The sequence below is a fragment of the Fictibacillus macauensis ZFHKF-1 genome (genome assembly GCF_000269865.1).
Taxonomy (GTDB): domain Bacteria; phylum Bacillota; class Bacilli; order Bacillales; family Fictibacillaceae; genus Fictibacillus_C; species Fictibacillus_C macauensis.
In genome coordinates this window covers 38,588-55,135 of the sequence record NZ_AKKV01000027.1, presented here as the reverse complement: position 1 = coordinate 55,135, position 16,548 = coordinate 38,588, and the positions used below count along the sequence as shown (strand labels likewise).

At 43.1% G+C, this 16,548-nt stretch carries 15 protein-coding genes; 1 reads left to right on the top strand and 14 read right to left on the bottom strand.

The window, feature by feature from the left end; genetic code table 11:
* Positions 1-43: 43 nt before the first annotated feature.
* Entirely contained in the window at positions 44-1,747 is a 1,704-nt protein-coding gene (locus A374_RS12040; RefSeq protein WP_007202488.1) for an Rqc2 family fibronectin-binding protein, read from the top strand.
* A gap of 43 nt (positions 1,748-1,790) precedes the next feature.
* Here the strand turns inward: A374_RS12040 and A374_RS12035 are convergent, their stop codons facing one another.
* The 14 genes from A374_RS12035 to A374_RS11970 all read right to left on the bottom strand — a co-directional run bounded on the left by A374_RS12035 (position 1,791) and on the right by A374_RS11970 (position 16,533).
* Positions 1,791-2,441, bottom strand: coding sequence for a class I SAM-dependent methyltransferase (locus A374_RS12035; RefSeq protein WP_238535175.1), 651 nt, complete (start codon positions 2,439-2,441; stop codon positions 1,791-1,793).
* Positions 2,442-2,476: 35 nt separating this feature from the next.
* Positions 2,477-3,106: an orotate phosphoribosyltransferase gene (gene pyrE, locus A374_RS12030; protein WP_007202486.1), complete on the bottom strand. Its 630-nt coding sequence runs from the start codon at positions 3,104-3,106 to the stop codon at positions 2,477-2,479.
* A complete protein-coding gene (pyrF, locus tag A374_RS12025) occupies positions 3,087-3,809 on the bottom strand; it encodes an orotidine-5'-phosphate decarboxylase (RefSeq protein ID WP_007202485.1) in 723 nt (240 codons plus the stop codon). The genes pyrE and pyrF overlap by 20 nt, the downstream gene beginning before the upstream one ends.
* The gene (locus A374_RS12020) at positions 3,782-4,720 is read right to left on the bottom strand and encodes a dihydroorotate dehydrogenase (RefSeq protein WP_007202484.1); all 939 of its coding nucleotides are present in this window, start codon (positions 4,718-4,720) and stop codon (positions 3,782-3,784) included. Before A374_RS12020 ends, pyrF begins: the two co-directional genes overlap by 28 nt.
* Positions 4,717-5,484, bottom strand: coding sequence for a dihydroorotate dehydrogenase electron transfer subunit (locus tag A374_RS12015; protein WP_007202483.1), 768 nt, complete (start codon positions 5,482-5,484; stop codon positions 4,717-4,719). The genes A374_RS12020 and A374_RS12015 overlap by 4 nt, the downstream gene beginning before the upstream one ends.
* On the bottom strand, positions 5,481-8,684 hold the full coding sequence (gene carB / locus A374_RS12010) for a carbamoyl-phosphate synthase large subunit (protein ID WP_040340566.1): 3,204 nt from the start codon (positions 8,682-8,684) through the stop codon (positions 5,481-5,483). The genes A374_RS12015 and carB overlap by 4 nt, the downstream gene beginning before the upstream one ends.
* Complete coding sequence (locus A374_RS12005) at positions 8,663-9,775, bottom strand: carbamoyl phosphate synthase small subunit (RefSeq protein WP_007202481.1); 1,113 nt, start codon at positions 9,773-9,775, stop codon at positions 8,663-8,665. Before A374_RS12005 ends, carB begins: the two co-directional genes overlap by 22 nt.
* Entirely contained in the window at positions 9,772-11,058 is a 1,287-nt protein-coding gene (locus tag A374_RS12000) for a dihydroorotase (RefSeq protein ID WP_050979747.1), read from the bottom strand. Before A374_RS12000 ends, A374_RS12005 begins: the two co-directional genes overlap by 4 nt.
* Positions 11,033-11,950: an aspartate carbamoyltransferase catalytic subunit gene (locus tag A374_RS11995; protein WP_007202479.1), complete on the bottom strand. Its 918-nt coding sequence runs from the start codon at positions 11,948-11,950 to the stop codon at positions 11,033-11,035. The genes A374_RS12000 and A374_RS11995 overlap by 26 nt, the downstream gene beginning before the upstream one ends.
* A 168-nt stretch (positions 11,951-12,118) precedes the next feature.
* A complete protein-coding gene (locus tag A374_RS11990) occupies positions 12,119-13,444 on the bottom strand; it encodes a solute carrier family 23 protein (RefSeq protein ID WP_007202478.1) in 1,326 nt (441 codons plus the stop codon).
* Positions 13,445-13,580: 136 nt separating this feature from the next.
* Entirely contained in the window at positions 13,581-14,123 is a 543-nt protein-coding gene (gene pyrR, locus A374_RS11985; RefSeq protein WP_007202477.1) for a bifunctional pyr operon transcriptional regulator/uracil phosphoribosyltransferase PyrR, read from the bottom strand.
* 160 nt (positions 14,124-14,283) lie between these two features.
* On the bottom strand, positions 14,284-15,195 hold the full coding sequence (locus tag A374_RS11980; protein WP_007202476.1) for an RluA family pseudouridine synthase: 912 nt from the start codon (positions 15,193-15,195) through the stop codon (positions 14,284-14,286).
* The gene (lspA, locus tag A374_RS11975; protein ID WP_007202475.1) at positions 15,176-15,658 is read right to left on the bottom strand and encodes a signal peptidase II; all 483 of its coding nucleotides are present in this window, start codon (positions 15,656-15,658) and stop codon (positions 15,176-15,178) included. Before lspA ends, A374_RS11980 begins: the two co-directional genes overlap by 20 nt.
* A gap of 140 nt (positions 15,659-15,798) precedes the next feature.
* On the bottom strand, positions 15,799-16,533 hold the full coding sequence (locus A374_RS11970; RefSeq protein WP_007202474.1) for a YqcI/YcgG family protein: 735 nt from the start codon (positions 16,531-16,533) through the stop codon (positions 15,799-15,801).
* Between the last annotated feature and the right edge of the window lie 15 nt (positions 16,534-16,548).

Sequence of the window (16,548 nt, the reverse complement as noted above, 5' to 3'; positions counted from 1 at the left end):
TCTATTGAATCCCTCGAGTTTTTCATAGATATGAGGTGTAAGAATGAGTTTTGACGGAATTGTACTAAAAGCTGTAACCGAGGAATTACAAAGTAAACTTCTTAATGGAAAAATCACAAAAATCTATCAACCGGATCAAACAGATTTGTTGTTTGCAATTAGAGCAGGTGGCAAAACAGTTAAACTACTTCTTTCTGCTAACTCTTCTTTTGGGCGTGTGCAGCTCACAGAAAAAAGTTACGATAATCCACAAAACCCTCCGATGTTTTGCATGTTGCTTCGCAAACATCTAGAAGGAGCAATTATTGAAAATATTGAACAAATAGGGTTAGAGCGCGTTCTTCATATTACCGTTAAAAAGCGCGATGAAATTGGAGACCTTGCCTACAAAACTTTAATCATTGAAATTATGGGACGACATAGCAACATTGTATTAATAGAAAATAAAACCGGTACGATTCACGACTGCATTAAACATATTCCACCATCTGTCAATCGCTATCGGACGTTGTTACCTGGTCAGCTCTATAAAGCGCCTCCACCACAAGACAAACGCAATCCCCTTCTAGAAACGTCAGAGGGCTTTACACAAAGCATGAGCTGGAATGAAGGTAAATTAGAGCAACAAATCGTCCAACGCTATAGCGGCCTTTCTCCTCTTATTGCTAAAGAAATAGTGCACCAAGCAGGATTAACCACAAAAGAAGCCCTTGTGCAGGCATTTATGACAACGATGGAACAAATCTCACAGCTTCACTATACGTTTGAAATGACCCTTACAGGTGCAAAGGACACGTTTTATGTGCTTCCGCTAGGTCATCTAACGGGCGATAAGAAAACATTTGCTACAGCTAGCGAAATGCTTGATCGGTTCTATTACGGAAAAGCCGAGCGCGACAAAGTAAAACAACAAGCTGCTGACTTAGAACGTTTGCTTCATAACGAGCATGATAAGCTTGTAAAAAAACAAAAAAAATTGCAGCAAGCGCTAGAAAATACGGAACAAGCAGAGCATTACAAAGTGCTTGGTGAACTATTAACCGCACATCTTTATATGGCTCAAAAAGGACAGTCCTCGCTGTCGGTCGTTAACTACTATGAAGAAGATGCACCAACCATGGAAATTCCTTTACAAGTGCATAAAAGCCCATCTGAAAATGCGCAAGCTTATTTTAAGAAATATAGTAAGCTTAAAAATTCCATATCGTATATTAACGAACAGCTTCATATTGCTTCTGTGGAAGAAACGTATTTTGACAGTCTTATTCAGCAAATGGAGTCGGCTAGTTTACGAGACATTGCTGGCATTCGCGAAGAACTCGAAGAACAAGGCTATCTCAAACGCAAGAAACAAAATCACAAACAAAAAAAGCCTGATAAACCAGAACTTGAAACGTATATTTCTTCTGAAGATCATCTGATTTTTGTTGGAAAAAACAATAAACAAAATGATTATTTAACCTTCAAAGTAGGTCGTCAAAATGAAACATGGCTGCATACGAAAGACATTCCTGGTTCACATGTTGTCATTAAAGCAGAGGACTTTGGTGAACAAACTTTAAAAGAAGCAGCTAGCTTAGCCGCCTTTTTTAGTAAAGCGCGCCAGTCTAGCTCTGTACCCGTTGACTATACACGCATTCGCCATGTAAAAAAACCATCGGGTGCGAAGCCCGGTTTTGTGACGTATGATCATCAACAAACCATTTATGTAACACCAAACGAAGATACGTTACCCGCTAAAAAATAAAAACAAAAAAGAGGCTACTCACTTCATGGTGAGCAGCCTCTTTTTATCGTTTCTTTGCATACGTAATCATGGCTAATCCTTCTAACACGGAGTGATGTTCAACGTCCTGCGCGCCTTCTTGTTGCAGCAGTAAACGTAATCCCTCCTCATCATAACGATGTCTTTTGGTTGATACATTGGCCCATTTTAGCATTGTTGTTTGTTCAAAGCCTGTAATTCCATGGTTTTTGCAATACTGGAACGCTTCCTGTTGACTCATTTTTACCGAAGGATTCAACATAGCAATGGCTCCACCTTGTTTCGTTACACGCAACATTTCCCTAATACCTTCTTGTGGAACTGGTAGTAAAAACATCACACATGTCGACACTACAAGATCAAACTGTTGGGAGGAAAAGGGAAGCTGACACGCATCACCTACTATAAATTCACTCTTCTGACTATACTCATGATAGAAAAAATTTTGTTGACTTGCTTTTATCATTTCTGTTGATAAATCAAGCCCGGTCAAGGAAGCTGCTTCGTCTGCGCCGCGAAGCAACAAGCGTCCTGTGCCACAACCGACATCGAGCACATCTTGATCTTGCCACGACCCCGTTTTCTCCTTTAACGTATCATGAATTGCGCCAAGCCACTTCGTTCGCGCCATCCCATCAAAAAAAGCAACCAGTTCATTAAACTCTGCACCGACCATTTTTCGCACCGTTGCTACCGTCCTCTCTTAACCCATTACACGTGTTGAAGCCATCCGGTAGGATCATCTCGCCAGGAAAGAAGCGCTGCGTGCTGTTCCTTCGTTAACGTTCCTTCTTCACGTGCTGTCTCTATTAATGTACTGTAATCCGAGAGCGTTTGCACGTTCATTTTAGCATCTTGCAAGCGTTCTTTGCCTGTTTGCAATTCATACGTAAAGATGGCGATGATGCCAAGAACTTCACAGCCTGCCTCTTGTAGTGCAGCAACGGCCTTTAATACACTGCCTCCAGTTGAAATTAAATCTTCAACAACAACGACTTTCATTCCTGTTGTTACGCTGCCTTCTATTTGTTTACCTTTACCATGTTCCTTTGCACTGCTGCGCACATAGCACATTGGTAATTGCAGTGCATCAGCTAATAAAGCCGCATGCGGAATGCCTGCCGTCGCTGTGCCGGCAATCATCTCAGCGCTCGGAAAATGCGTTTTTACTAGCGAAGAAAAACCGTCAACAATGGACGTTCGTACGTCTGGGTAAGAAAGCGTTAGCCGATTGTCACAATAGATGGGCGAGCGGATGCCAGAACTCCACGTATAAGGCTCTTCCACTGACAGGGAAACCGCACCAATCGAAAGCAATTGTTTAGCAATGTGTTGTTTCATTATGAGCACTCCAATCTTGTAAAATTCTTTCATAAACAGCAACAGGTTCATGGCTTTCGGTAATTGAACGACCTACGACGATATAATCAGCACCTAATGCTTTTGCTTCTTTCGGTTGGGTCACGCGCTGTTGATCATGATGCGCATCACCGGCTAGTCGAATGCCAGGCGTTACCGTTAAAAATGACGACCCACATACTTGTTTAATGTGCGGAACCTCGAGCGGTGAGCAAACAACACCATCCAATCCACTTTCGTGAGCTAAAGAAGCATAATGACCGATACAATCTTGCATCGGTGTTGCAATTAATAACTCGTCAGAGAGCATAGCGCTCGTTGTACTCGTTAATTGGGTGACAGCGATACAGTGCGGACGCTTTTTAGAAGCGCCCTCTTCCAAGCCTGCAAGCGCTGCTTTCATCATCGCCACGCCACCGGCTGCGTGCACATTTACCATATCTACGTCTAGAGCTGCTAGACGCTTCATCGCTTTATAGACAGTCGTTGGAATATCATGAAGCTTCAAATCAAGAAAAACCGAAAACTGTTGCTCTTTTAGTGCAGCGATTAGTGCTGGACCTTCTTCATAGAACAGCTCCATACCTACTTTCACCCATAGATCTTTGCCTTTAAAGTTCTCAAGAAAAGATTGAGCACTGCGAAGATTCGCAAAATCTAGCGCGACAATAACGGGACTTCCCATTCTTTAAAACTCCCTTCTACCAACTCTGTTATACTCTCTATCTTCATTTTATCTAGCCACGCCTCCAAGTCGTTAATGATCGTTGGACACGCAAAAGGATCCACAAAATTGGCAGTTCCAACCGCCACAGCAGAAGCACCCGCTAGCATAAATTCAATCACATCTTGTGCACTCGTCACGCCACCCATGCCGATAATTGGAATGGAGACACATTGTGCCACTTCATAAATCATGCGAAGTGCTACCGGTTTAATGGCTGGTCCAGACAAGCCACCTGTTTTATTAGCTAGCACAGGTTTTCTCGTTTTCCAATCCATAACCATCCCGACTAGCGTATTAATCATGGATAACCCATCCGCTCCTGCCGCTTCAACAGCTTGTGCCATCTCAGTAATGCTTGTAACGTTCGGTGACAATTTTACATACACTGGTTTTTTAGAGGCATCTTTTACTTTTCTCGTTAAAGAGGCGGCTGTGCGTGCATCTGTACCAAACTGAATGCCGCCCTCTTTTACATTAGGACAAGAAATATTCAGTTCAATGGCCGCTATTTGTTCTTGTTGTGATAACTTTCGTGCTACCTCGACATACTCCTCTTCACTTTTGCCTGCCACATTAGCAATCAGTGGTACCTGATACCTCTTTAAAGGTGGTAACTCCTTTGCAATAATCTGATCGACTCCTGGGTTTTGTAAGCCGATACTGTTTAGCATGCCGCTATGCGTTTCAGCTACGCGCGGCGTTTCATTGCCAAAACGCGGTTCTTTTGTAGCCGACTTTAACACGATCGCACCGAGCAGGGATAAGTCATAAAAGCTAGCAAATTCTTTTCCAAAACCAAAGCATCCGGAAGCGGGCATAATTGGATTTTTCATCGAAAGGCCTGGTAATTCAAGCGAAAGTCTGGTCATATCATCACCTCGCCAATTTTAAATACGGGGCCGTCACTACATACTTTGACATAATCAGTGCTAGCTCCGTTTGGAACGTGACAAACGCACGCAAAGCATGCACCAATGCCGCAACCCATCCGTTCCTCTAAGGAAATGTATCCTTTAACACCTTGTTGTTGTAGCGCTCGTAACATCACGTTCGGTCCACATGCATACAAACCGTCATACGTGATGAGCTGTTGCGTTAACACGTCTGTTACAAACCCTTTTGTACCTGCGCTTCCATCAACCGTTGAAACATACACCTCACCAAGCGATCGAAAGGCCTCTTCATAAAAAATATCAGCAGCACTTGCAAAGCCAAGGATCGAGATGACGGATACGCCTTGTTGTTGCAGCTGCTTTCCTAAGTAATAGAGAGGAGGAACGCCAATTCCCCCACCAATTAACAAAGCCGTTTGTCCAGATGCTACTTCATTCGTTGGAAACCCACTTCCTAATGGACCTAGTAAATCTAGTAGATCACCCGGTTTCTTTTTACTTAAAAGACTCGTACCTCTTCCTTCTTTGCGATATAGCATCGTGACGGTTTGTTTTTGTTGATCAACATCACAAATAGAGATGGGACGACGCAACAGGGGCTCTAGTTCCTCACTTACTTTTACGTGAAGAAACTGGCCAGGAGCCGTCATGTATCGTACGATCTGACCTGTTACAACAAGCTCATAAATAGCCGGAGCGATTTCTCGTTGCGAAACAATTTGAACACATTCTTTTTTCATCGCACTTCACATTCTTTCGCAAAGGCTGGCATTTGTTGTGCGCTAAAGGTCATCGACTCTAATACTTCTAACAAGGCTTCTGTCGTATCCAGGCTCGTTAAACAAACGACACCATTTTCAGAGGATTCACGACGAATTCTAAAGCCATCGCGCGCTGGTGTTTTTCCTTTCGTTAACGTATTCACAACAAATTGCGCTTCTCCTTGCGTAATCACATCTAGTAAATTCCGTTCGGAGCTTCCTATTTTTTGAACGATTTGGACAGGAATGTTTTCTTCTCTCAGTCGATTAGCAGTGCCCTCAGTAGCAATAATCGTATACCCGATGGCGTAGAAACGTTTCATGAGCGCTAACGCTTCTTCTTTATCTTTATCTGCGATTGTAAACAAGACGGAGCCATAGGCAGGGATGTTCATTCCCGAAGCAACGAGCCCTTTATACAGCGCTTTTTGTAGCGTTTGATCTCTTCCCATCACTTCACCCGTAGATTTCATCTCTGGGCTTAAATACGTATCAACACGGCGAAGCTTCGCAAACGAGAACACCGGTACTTTAACAAACACATCGTCCGGTTCTGGTGCACAGCCTGTTTCATAGCCAAAGGAGCGCAACGTCTCTCCTAAAATAATTTTTGTTGCTAGATTAGCCATTGGAATGCCCGTAATTTTGCTTAGGAATGGAACCGTGCGACTTGAGCGCGGATTTACTTCTAGCACGTAAATTTCATTACCGTGAAGCACATATTGGATGTTTAATAGCCCTACAATACCTAGTCCGCGAGCGATCGTTACGGTTCGTTCGGTAATACGCGCTTTTTGCTCTCGTGTTAGTTTTTGCGGTGGATATACAGCAATTGAATCGCCCGAATGGACACCAGCGCGTTCGATATGTTCCATAATTCCTGGTATTAACACATCTACTCCATCACAAATGGCATCTACTTCGATTTCTTTTCCTTCCAAATAACGATCGATTAGTACCGGATGATCTGGATTTACTTTAACGGCATTTTCCATATAGTGAAGCAATTCTGCTTCTTTATAAACAATTTCCATCGCACGACCACCTAGTACATACGATGGGCGCACAAGAACTGGATAGCCGATGTTGCTAGCAATTCGCTGTGCCTCTTGTACAGAATAAGCGGTGGCTCCTTGTGGTTGTGGCACATGTAATTCATTCATACAGCGTTCAAACTGTTGACGATCTTCAGCTGTATCCATCGCTTCTAACGAAGTGCCTAACAGCGGTACTCCACGTTCAGCAAGCGCACTTGCTAGATTAATAGCGGTTTGACCACCAAACTGAACGATGACGCCTTTTGGTTTTTCTAAGGAAACGACATGCATAACATCTTCCACCGTTAATGGTTCAAAATAAAGCTTGTCAGATGTACTAAAATCGGTTGATACCGTCTCCGGGTTGTTGTTAATGATGATCGCTTCATAGCCGGCTTCTTGAATGGCCCATACCGTATGAACAGTCGCATAATCAAATTCAATGCCTTGCCCGATGCGAATAGGCCCCGATCCAAGCACAATCACACTTTCCCGAGAAGATGCGCATGACTCATTTTCTTCGCCGTACGTGCTATAGAAGTATGGTGTATGTGATTCAAATTCTGCTGCGCACGTATCGACCATTTTATAAATAGGAACAATGCCATGTTGCATGCGTTCCTCATATACCTCTCTTTCTGATACCCCCCATGCTTCTGCAATCCAACGGTCACTAAATCCTTTTTGCTTTGCTTTTTGCAACAGCTCGGCATGATGAGGAGCGGCGAGAAGCTGCTGTTCAAGCGCAATGATCTGCTGCAGCTTTTCTAAGAAAAACAGATCGATTTTCGTTCGTTCCCATATGTCGTTCACTGTCATGCCTAAGCGAAAGGCATGAGCAACGTGAAACAGTCGTTCATCATCCGCTTCTACAAGTAACGTTTGCAGTTCAGTTACTGTTGGCTTTTTGTGTGGTAATTCTAGATGATCACATTTCGTCTCCAATGAACGCACTGCTTTTAAGAGCGATTCTTCAAAGTTCCGACCGATGGCCATCACCTCACCGGTCGCTTTCATTTGTGTGCCTAGTCTTCGGTTTGCGCCTTCAAATTTATCAAACGGCCACCGTGGTATTTTCGTAACAATATAGTCAAGCGCTGGTTCAAAACTTGCATAAGTGGATCCTGTCACTGGGTTTTTTAATTCATCTAACGTATAGCCGACCGCAATTTTGGCAGCGATTTTCGCGATTGGATAGCCCGTTGCTTTAGAAGCCAATGCCGAGGACCGGCTCACTCGCGGATTCACTTCAATGATGTAATATTGATCACTATCCGGATCAAGCGCTAGTTGAACGTTGCATCCTCCTTCAATCTTCAAGGCTGAAATAATGTTTAAGGACGCATTGCGCAGTCGTTGATAATCGCGATCTGTTAACGTTTGGCTCGGTGCGACTACGATGGAATCCCCAGTGTGAATGCCGACTGGATCGATGTTTTCCATATTGCATACGACGATGCACGTATCGTTGCGATCACGCATAACTTCATATTCAATTTCCTTAAAGCCTGCAATGCTTTTTTCTAAAAGAATTTGTGATACCGGACTCGCATGTAAACCACTTGCTACCGTTTCTTGCAGCTCTTCTACATTCGTAGCAATTCCGCCACCTGTTCCTCCCAGTGTAAAAGCAGGACGAATAATAACAGGAAAGCCAATCTGTTCTGTAAAAGCGACCGCTTCTTCATAAGAATGAACAATCTCACTTTGTGGTACAGGTTCATGTAATTCGTTCATCAGGCTGCGAAATAACTCACGATCCTCCGCTTGTTCAATGCTCTGTAACGTTGTTCCAAGAAGCTCGACGTTACATTCTTGCAGAATGCCACTCTCATGAAGTTCAACTGCCAAGTTTAGCCCGGTTTGACCACCTAGCGTTGCTAATAAGCCATCTGGACGCTCCTGACGAATAATGCGACTCACAAAGGGAACTGTTAATGGTTCAATAAATACTTTATCCGCCATCGTTGGATCGGTCATAATCGTAGCCGGATTCGAATTGACGAGAATGACTTCATATCCTTCTTCTTTTAGCGCCTGACATGCTTGTGTTCCTGCATAATCAAACTCCGCCGCTTGCCCAATCACAATCGGACCCGAACCAATTACTAAAATTTTCTTTATATCTGTACGTTTAGGCATTGTTCATTCTCCTCTCTTTTTTCCGCTTCCATAAGGCTTTGAAACTGTTCAAATAGTAGATTTGCATCCATTGGACCTGGAGAAGCTTCCGGATGATATTGGACAGAAAAAGCACGTTTCGTTTTGTGCGCTAAGCCTTCAACTGTTTCATCATTTACCGCTTCATGCGTCAGAAGTAGCTCTGTTGTTGACAACGACTCTTTACGAACGGCATAGCCATGATTTTGAGCCGTCATTGTAATTTTACCTGTTGCAATTTCACGCACTGGGTGATTGGAACCTCGATGGCCAAACGTTAACTTTTCTGTATTGCCCCCACAAGCCAGTGCTAATAGTTGATGACCTAAACAAATACCGAAAAGTGGAATATTTTGCTCTAGTATGGCGTTAATCATAGGCAGTGCTTCTGGCACATCTTTTGGATCTCCTGGTCCATTGCTTAACAACACACCGTCGGGATTTAGTAACAAGATGCTCTCCGCTGTCACATTGTATGGAACGACAATAACGTCTAAACCACGTTTTGATAGTTCGCGAAGAATGCCACTTTTTACACCATAATCAACTACAACGACGCGCTTGCCTGTATTGGGCATATGATACGGTGTGCTTGTTGACACTGTCGCTACATGATGGTGGTTCGTAGCACTTTGTTGCAGCTGTTGTAATTGTTCTTCAATGTTTGATAACTCGCCTGTAATGAATTTCCCTCGCAATGTACCATAGCGGCGAATGAGACGTGTAAGCTTACGTGTATCAATGCCTGACAGTCCAGGAATTTGTTTGACTTTCAATAACTCATCCAACGTGCCCATGCTCTCATGATGACTTGGCAGCGGGCAATGTTCATGGACAATCAAGCCATGAACAGCTGGAGAGATCGATTCAAAATCTTTTCGATTCACTCCATAATTACCGATTAGTGGGTAGGTAAGCGTAACGATTTGTCCGCAATACGAAGGATCAGATAAAATTTCTTGATACCCTGTCATTCCTGTATTAAAGACGACCTCTCCTGCTCTGTCGTATTCACTACCAAAACCACTTCCTGTAAACATCGTGCCATCTTCTAGCAGTAATGTGCGTTTCATATCGCAACCCCCTCTTTTTTATAAACAATCGTTCCTGCTACAATTGTTAACTGCGGCCAGCCTTTACAACGCCACCCAGCAAACGGTGTGTTTTTTCCTTTTGATGCAAACGTTGTAGGATCAATGGTTTCTTCTGCTTGCAAGTCAATGACCGTCACATCCGCAACAGCCCCAATTGTAAGCGTGCCATATGGAAGTTGAAATGCTTTTGCCGGTGAGGATGTAAAGCCGTCTACTAATTGTTGCAACGAGATTTTCCCTTGTAGAACAAGATGTGTGTATAGAAGAGGAAAAGCCGTTTCTAAACCAGTAATTCCAAATGGCGCTAACGTCATATCTTGTTGTTTTTCTTCTTCTGTATGTGGCGCATGATCGGTCGCTAAAAAATCAATAACACCTGTTTTAAATGCTTCAAGCAATGCGTCTCGATCTTCTTTTGAACGCAGCGGCGGATTCATTTTAAAAAGGGGATCAGCGCTTGGAATATCCTCTTCACATAACAACAGATGATGCGGTGTTACTTCTGCTGTTACAGCAATACCGCTAGCTTTAGCATCTTTTATCACACGAATGGATTCTTTCGTACTGACGTGACAAACGTGATAACGCGCTCCAGAAGCTTCAGCGAGTAGAACGTCTCGCGCAATTTGCACAGCTTCACATACGGAAGGAATGCCTGGTAAATCATGCGTTTTTGAAAAGGTCCCTTCATGAACACAACCTTTTTGAATAAGCGTATTCTCCTCGCAATGAGCAACAATAACGGCCTCCTGTTCTTTGGCAGCCTTCATGGCTTGCAACATCATATGAGCAGACTGAATACCGACCCCATCATCGGTAAAAGCAAAGGCTCCGCTTTTCTTTAGCGCTTGAAAGTTTGTTAATTCCTTCCCAGCCTGTCGAACGGTAATTGATCCATAAGGAAGGACACGAACGTGGGCATCCTTTGCGATCACTTCGGTCAATTGCTGCATATACAATGGCGAATCTGGAACTGGACGTGTATTTGGCATGGCAGCGATGGTGGTAAATCCACCTTTGGCAGCTGCCTTCGTTCCGGTAGCAATCGTTTCTTTCTGTTCACCACCCGGCTCTCGTAGATGAACATGTAAATCTACCATCCCTGGAATGATTAATTGATTACGAACGGATATAACTTCATGACCTTCTCTGCTAAGATGCGTTCCCATCTTCGTGATCATGCCTTCTTCCATTAAAAGATCTACTTGTTGCATTCCATTGTTCCCGTCTAACACGTTACCTTCCACTAATAGAATACCCATCGACTTTTTCCTCCTTTTGCTGTTCCAATGCCCATTTTAGGACGGCCATACGAACGTATACACCGTTATTCATTTGCTTAAAAATACGTGAGCGGCTGCATTCAACGAGCTCATGCGCAATCTCTACCCCGCGATTGACAGGGGCGGGGTGCATAATAATGCTCGTTGGCTTCATTTTCTTTTCTCGCTCTACTGTTAAACCGTATCGTTGATGATAAGCGGCCGTCGTTACTGTACTTTTCTCCTGATGGCGCTCATGCTGAATGCGCAGCAGCATGAGTACATCTGCTTTTTCAACAGCTTCATCCATCGTCATGTAAGGCTCATCGTTATGTTGAAACCATTCTTCGGGTCCTGAAAAATAAACGTTGGCACCCATTCGTTTTAATAAAGACGCATTGGACCTGGCGACGCGACTATGCCGAATATCGCCGGCAATAACGACCGTTAATCCTTGAAGTACGATAAATTCTTGTTGAATGGTTAAGAGGTCGAGCAACGATTGCGTCGGATGATGACCGCATCCATCTCCTGCATTTATTATGGGGATTTGGATGTTTTCAACAAGGTCTTCAAAATACCGATCTTGCTGATGACGAATGACTACGGCGTTCGCACCGATTGCTTCTAATGTTTTCACACTGTCATACAGCGTTTCTCCTTTTTGCGTACTTGACATGGAGGCTTCAAATTGTAAAACTTCTAATCCTAATTTTCGTTCTGCTGCTTCAAAGCTCATTTTCGTTCGCGTACTCGGTTCAAAAAATAAGTTAGCAATAAACGTTTGTGCCGCTGGTGCCCATTGCTCTCCTTTTGCAAACATCGTAGCATCGTGCAATAGTTGCTCTATTTCCCAAGTTGATAAGTCGTCTACACTTCGTAAATGCTTCAAAGACAGTCAGCTCCTTTTTTTATGTATCGTAGATAAAAAAACGCCCTGATCTCATCGGTTTGATGTCAGGGCGCAGCCTAACAAAGGAAGCGAAAATGCTTCTCCTTTGTTACGCACACTCACCCTTGGAAGTCTCTCGTACTTCTTTAAAAGGTGAAACTTATTTGGTTATGAAGCAACCGAACGCTTTTTCGCCTCTGTTTCAAGTAGTGATGGTGCAGCAGCTTCTCTTCCTGGTAAAATGAGGTTCAATGTCACCCCTAGCACTGTAGACAGCGCCATACCAGACAGTTCTAACGTTTTTGTAAAGTGTAGCGCTGCGCCACCAATGCCTGTTACTAAAATAACAGAAGCGATGACTAAGTTGCGTTTGTTGCCGAAGTCCACTTTATTGTCAATTAACATCCGCAAGCCTGATGAGGCAATTATTCCAAACAGTAAAATGGATACACCACCCATGACTGCGGTAGGAACAGAGCTAATAAGCGCTGTAATTTTGCCTGAGAAGCCGAATAAGATTGCAGCTACAGCAGCTCCGCCGATCACAAATACAGAGAATACGCGGGTGATCGCAAGCACCCCAATGTTTTCACCATAGGTCGTTACTGGTGGGCCACCTATTAAAGACCCAATGACAATCCCTGCTCCATCTCCCAGGATGGAGCGATGCAGGCCAGGCTGCTCAATGAAATTTTGCCCAACCACTTTACTTAAAACGAGTTGATGGCCTAAATGTTCGGCGATCGTTACAATAGCGACTGGCATCATAATAAGAGCGACAGAGCCTGTAATGCTTGGTGAATAGTCCACATAAGGAATTAAGAAGTGCGGCATGCTGAAAAAATGAGCCGCAGCAACTTTTGATAAATCAACCATTCCTTGCGACATTGCATAACAATAACCTGTGATAATGCCGATCAGTATGGGAATGATGGAAAAAATTCCTTTTAGATACATCATACAGAGAATTGTAGCGCCAAGAGTGACCAGTGCGACGGTAAAATGGGCTAAGCTATAGTGCTGTGTCAACGGATCATTCATCGCATTATTGATAGCTGTTCGTGATAAGCCAAGACCGATTACAATAATGACCGGTCCAACGACGATTGGTGGCATAATTTTCATAAGCCATGAAAGCCCTGTTGTTTTTATAAGGAGGGCTACTACACCGTAGACGAGACCGACAAGAAAGGATCCCATCATTGCTGCCTCTGGTCCACCGAAAGCTTTTACCGCTAAAATCGGTGATATAAAGGCGAAGGAAGATCCAAGGTACGCTGGTATCCGTCCTTTTGTGATCACAATGTAAGCAAGTGTTGATAACCCACTTGAAACGAGCGCCACCCCCGGATCAAGGTGTACTAAAAAGGGGACAAGTACGGTTGCACCGAACATCGCAAATAAATGTTGTAAGCTGAGCGTGACCCACTGTAATGGCTTTGGTACGTCCCGTACAGCGAGTATTGCGTTTTCATGTTGTTTTTGTTTTTCCATAAAAAAATACCTCCTTTGCCGCAAAGGAGGTTACATTAAGCAGACCTGTACATAGCAAAGCACTGTGCACAGATTTGCGACCTCCCTTGCAAGCCTCTCTGGACTTTATTTAAAGGGATTACTTATTCACTTACTCTTATACTTGTTCATGAATGGACACTTCATCAATTCCATCCACTTCTAGAACCGAAGCTGAAATAATTTCAACGTGGGATGTTGGTACATTTTTACCAACATAATCCGCTCGAATGGGCAATTCACGATGACCGCGATCGATCAGGACTGCTAATTGAATGGATCCTGGCCTTCCTAGATCAACCAGTGCATCCATTGCCGCCCGCACCGTTCTTCCTGTAAATAATACATCATCGATAAGAATAACTTTTTTATTCGCAATGTCCGTTGGAATGCTCGTTCCTTTAACATCTGGTTCGTGATTATGTGTTTTTAATTTTAAATCATCACGATACAGCGTAATATCAATGTCCCCAACCGCGACCGATTTTCCTTCAATACTTTCAATCCTAGCAGCTAATCGTTTCGCTAAATGCTCGCCTCTTGTTTTAATGCCTACAAGCACGAGATCTTCAATTCCTTTATTGCGTTCAATAATTTCATGAGAGATTCGCGTTAATGCGCGCATCACCGCTTTTTCATCCATGATGACTGCTTTTTTCATTGTTCTCACCTCGCTACAAAAAAATCCTCTCGCCGGAGACGAGAGGAAACAAAACAGTGCTCACACTGTTTACCGTTTTCCTTCTCAGTCTCACGGGACTGTCGTTAAAGGATCATGTTTAATTACAAGTAGTATGCCAAACGTTAGCTAACTTGTCAACCTATTTATTTCTTAGTTGCTCAAGCAACGTTTCCATATCAGATGGTAACGGTACTTCAAATTCCATATATTCACCGGTACGAGGATGATCAAATCCTAACACACCAGCATGTAATGCTTGTCCGTTAATGTCTAATGTCTTTTTTGGTCCATACTTCGGATCGCCAGCAAGTGGGAATCCAATATATTTTAAATGCACACGAATTTGATGAGTACGCCCTGTTTCCAACTGACATTCAACGAACGTAAAATCAGGAAAACGTTCTAAAACACGAAAATGTGTAATAGCGTCTCGACTATTTTCATCCGTTACAGTCATGCGCTGACGATCACTTTTATCGCGACCAATAGGCGCATCTATCGTTCCGCGATCATGAGGCATGTTGCCATGTACAATCGCTTTGTATTTACGAGTGGTCGTTTTTGCTTTCAATTGATTGACGAGTGATTCATGTGCCATATCATTTTTAGCAACCATTAATAATCCTGTCGTATCTTTATCGATGCGATGGACAATGCCTGGACGAAGTACACCATTAATTCCTGATAAATCACGGCAGTGGGCCATTAAGCCGTTTACGAGTGTTCCTGAATAATTCCCTGGGGCTGGATGAACAACCATGCCACGTGGCTTGTTCACAACAAGAACATCCCCATCTTCGTAAACGATTTCCAGATTCATTTCCTCTGGTTCAACATCTAACGTAACAGGATCTGGTACAATAATCGTTACGACTTCACCTGCACTTACTTTATAATTTGTTTTTATTTGTTTACCGTCTACAGTAATTGCGCCTTCTTTAATCCACGTTTGTACTTGGGAACGAGACCATTGTGGACGATAGGACGTTACGACTTTATCAATACGTTCTCCTTGTGCTTGCTCTTCTATTCTAACTTCGATGTGCTCCATTCACGTTCTCCTTCTTTTGCTTGCTATCCATAATGACATAGATAAATAATAGTATTACACCAACTACAAGGGCCGAATCTGCAATATTAAAAATAGGATAGTGATAAGCACCTAATCGTATGTCCATAAAGTCAACAACTTCTTTTCTCACGATACGATCTAAGAAATTACCAATTGCCCCACCAAGCACGAGTCCTAGTGCTATTTTTAATAATGGCTGACCATTACGTTGTTTTTGCATGTAGTATACTAACACAGCAATGACGACTAACGTAATGATGATAAAAAACCACATTTGATTTTGCAAAATACCAAATGCAGCACCTCGGTTACGATGAGACGTAATGTAAAAAACATTTTCAATCACTGTGCGACTTTCTCCATAATGCATGTTTTTAACAATCCACCATTTGGATGCCTGATCAATGGCCAGCACTAAAAGTGCAATCAGGTAATAGATCACGATTTTTCCTCCGATTCCTTAGTTAGTCTTCTAAAATTTTAGCATAGCGAGCGTAGAAAGCACAATGTAAGAAATAAAATAAATGGCTTAACAGCAAAAGAAGCCCTTCTTTTAAGACAAGAAGTGGCTTCTTTTGACATTTATGATTGCTTTTGCTCTGTCCATAGGTGATGGAACGGACATTTCGAGAGACGCTGTTCATCATCACGTAAAAAGTATTGCTTCCATTCATGGTTATCGCTATTTCCATACTGATTTAAGTCCGGATGAATGGGCGCATGATCATAGGCGACAAGTCGTTCTCGAATATGCTTTGACATTTTCTCCGCTCGTTTTTTATTTTCATTAAATTGAGTAAGCACCCATCGCGGTGTTAAAGCAAACATTAAATATGGAAAATAACGACTTTGTCGCATTTCATGCAACGGGGTCGCACAGTAAACAAAATAAGGTTCTTGCCCAAAACAAAACTCCCACGCATGATGATGTGGATCATGGGGAATAGCTTCTGGCCATGGTACTTCATCCAGAGAAGTCGTCTCTTCGAGCAAACGCCAAAATGTCTCTTCATACGCCTCGATTGAATTCTCCTTACCTGGGCCACAAAAAACAATAAGCGCCGCGTAGTTCCCCGTTTCTCGCGCGATAGCATTGTATTCGGTCAGCAACTGAGCAAATTGTGTTCCCATCGTTTCTAGAGAGGCATGCTCTATAAAGCCAAAGCGAAGCTCATTGGCTAACAGCCCTTGTATGGCAGGTACACATGGAAACTTTTCTTGTTTATGAAGCATTTTATTTACAAACGCTTCATAAGCGTCTACCTGCCAGTTTGCTCGTAACATTTTAACAGATTCATTATCATACAAAACACTCATGCTTCTCCTCCTCAT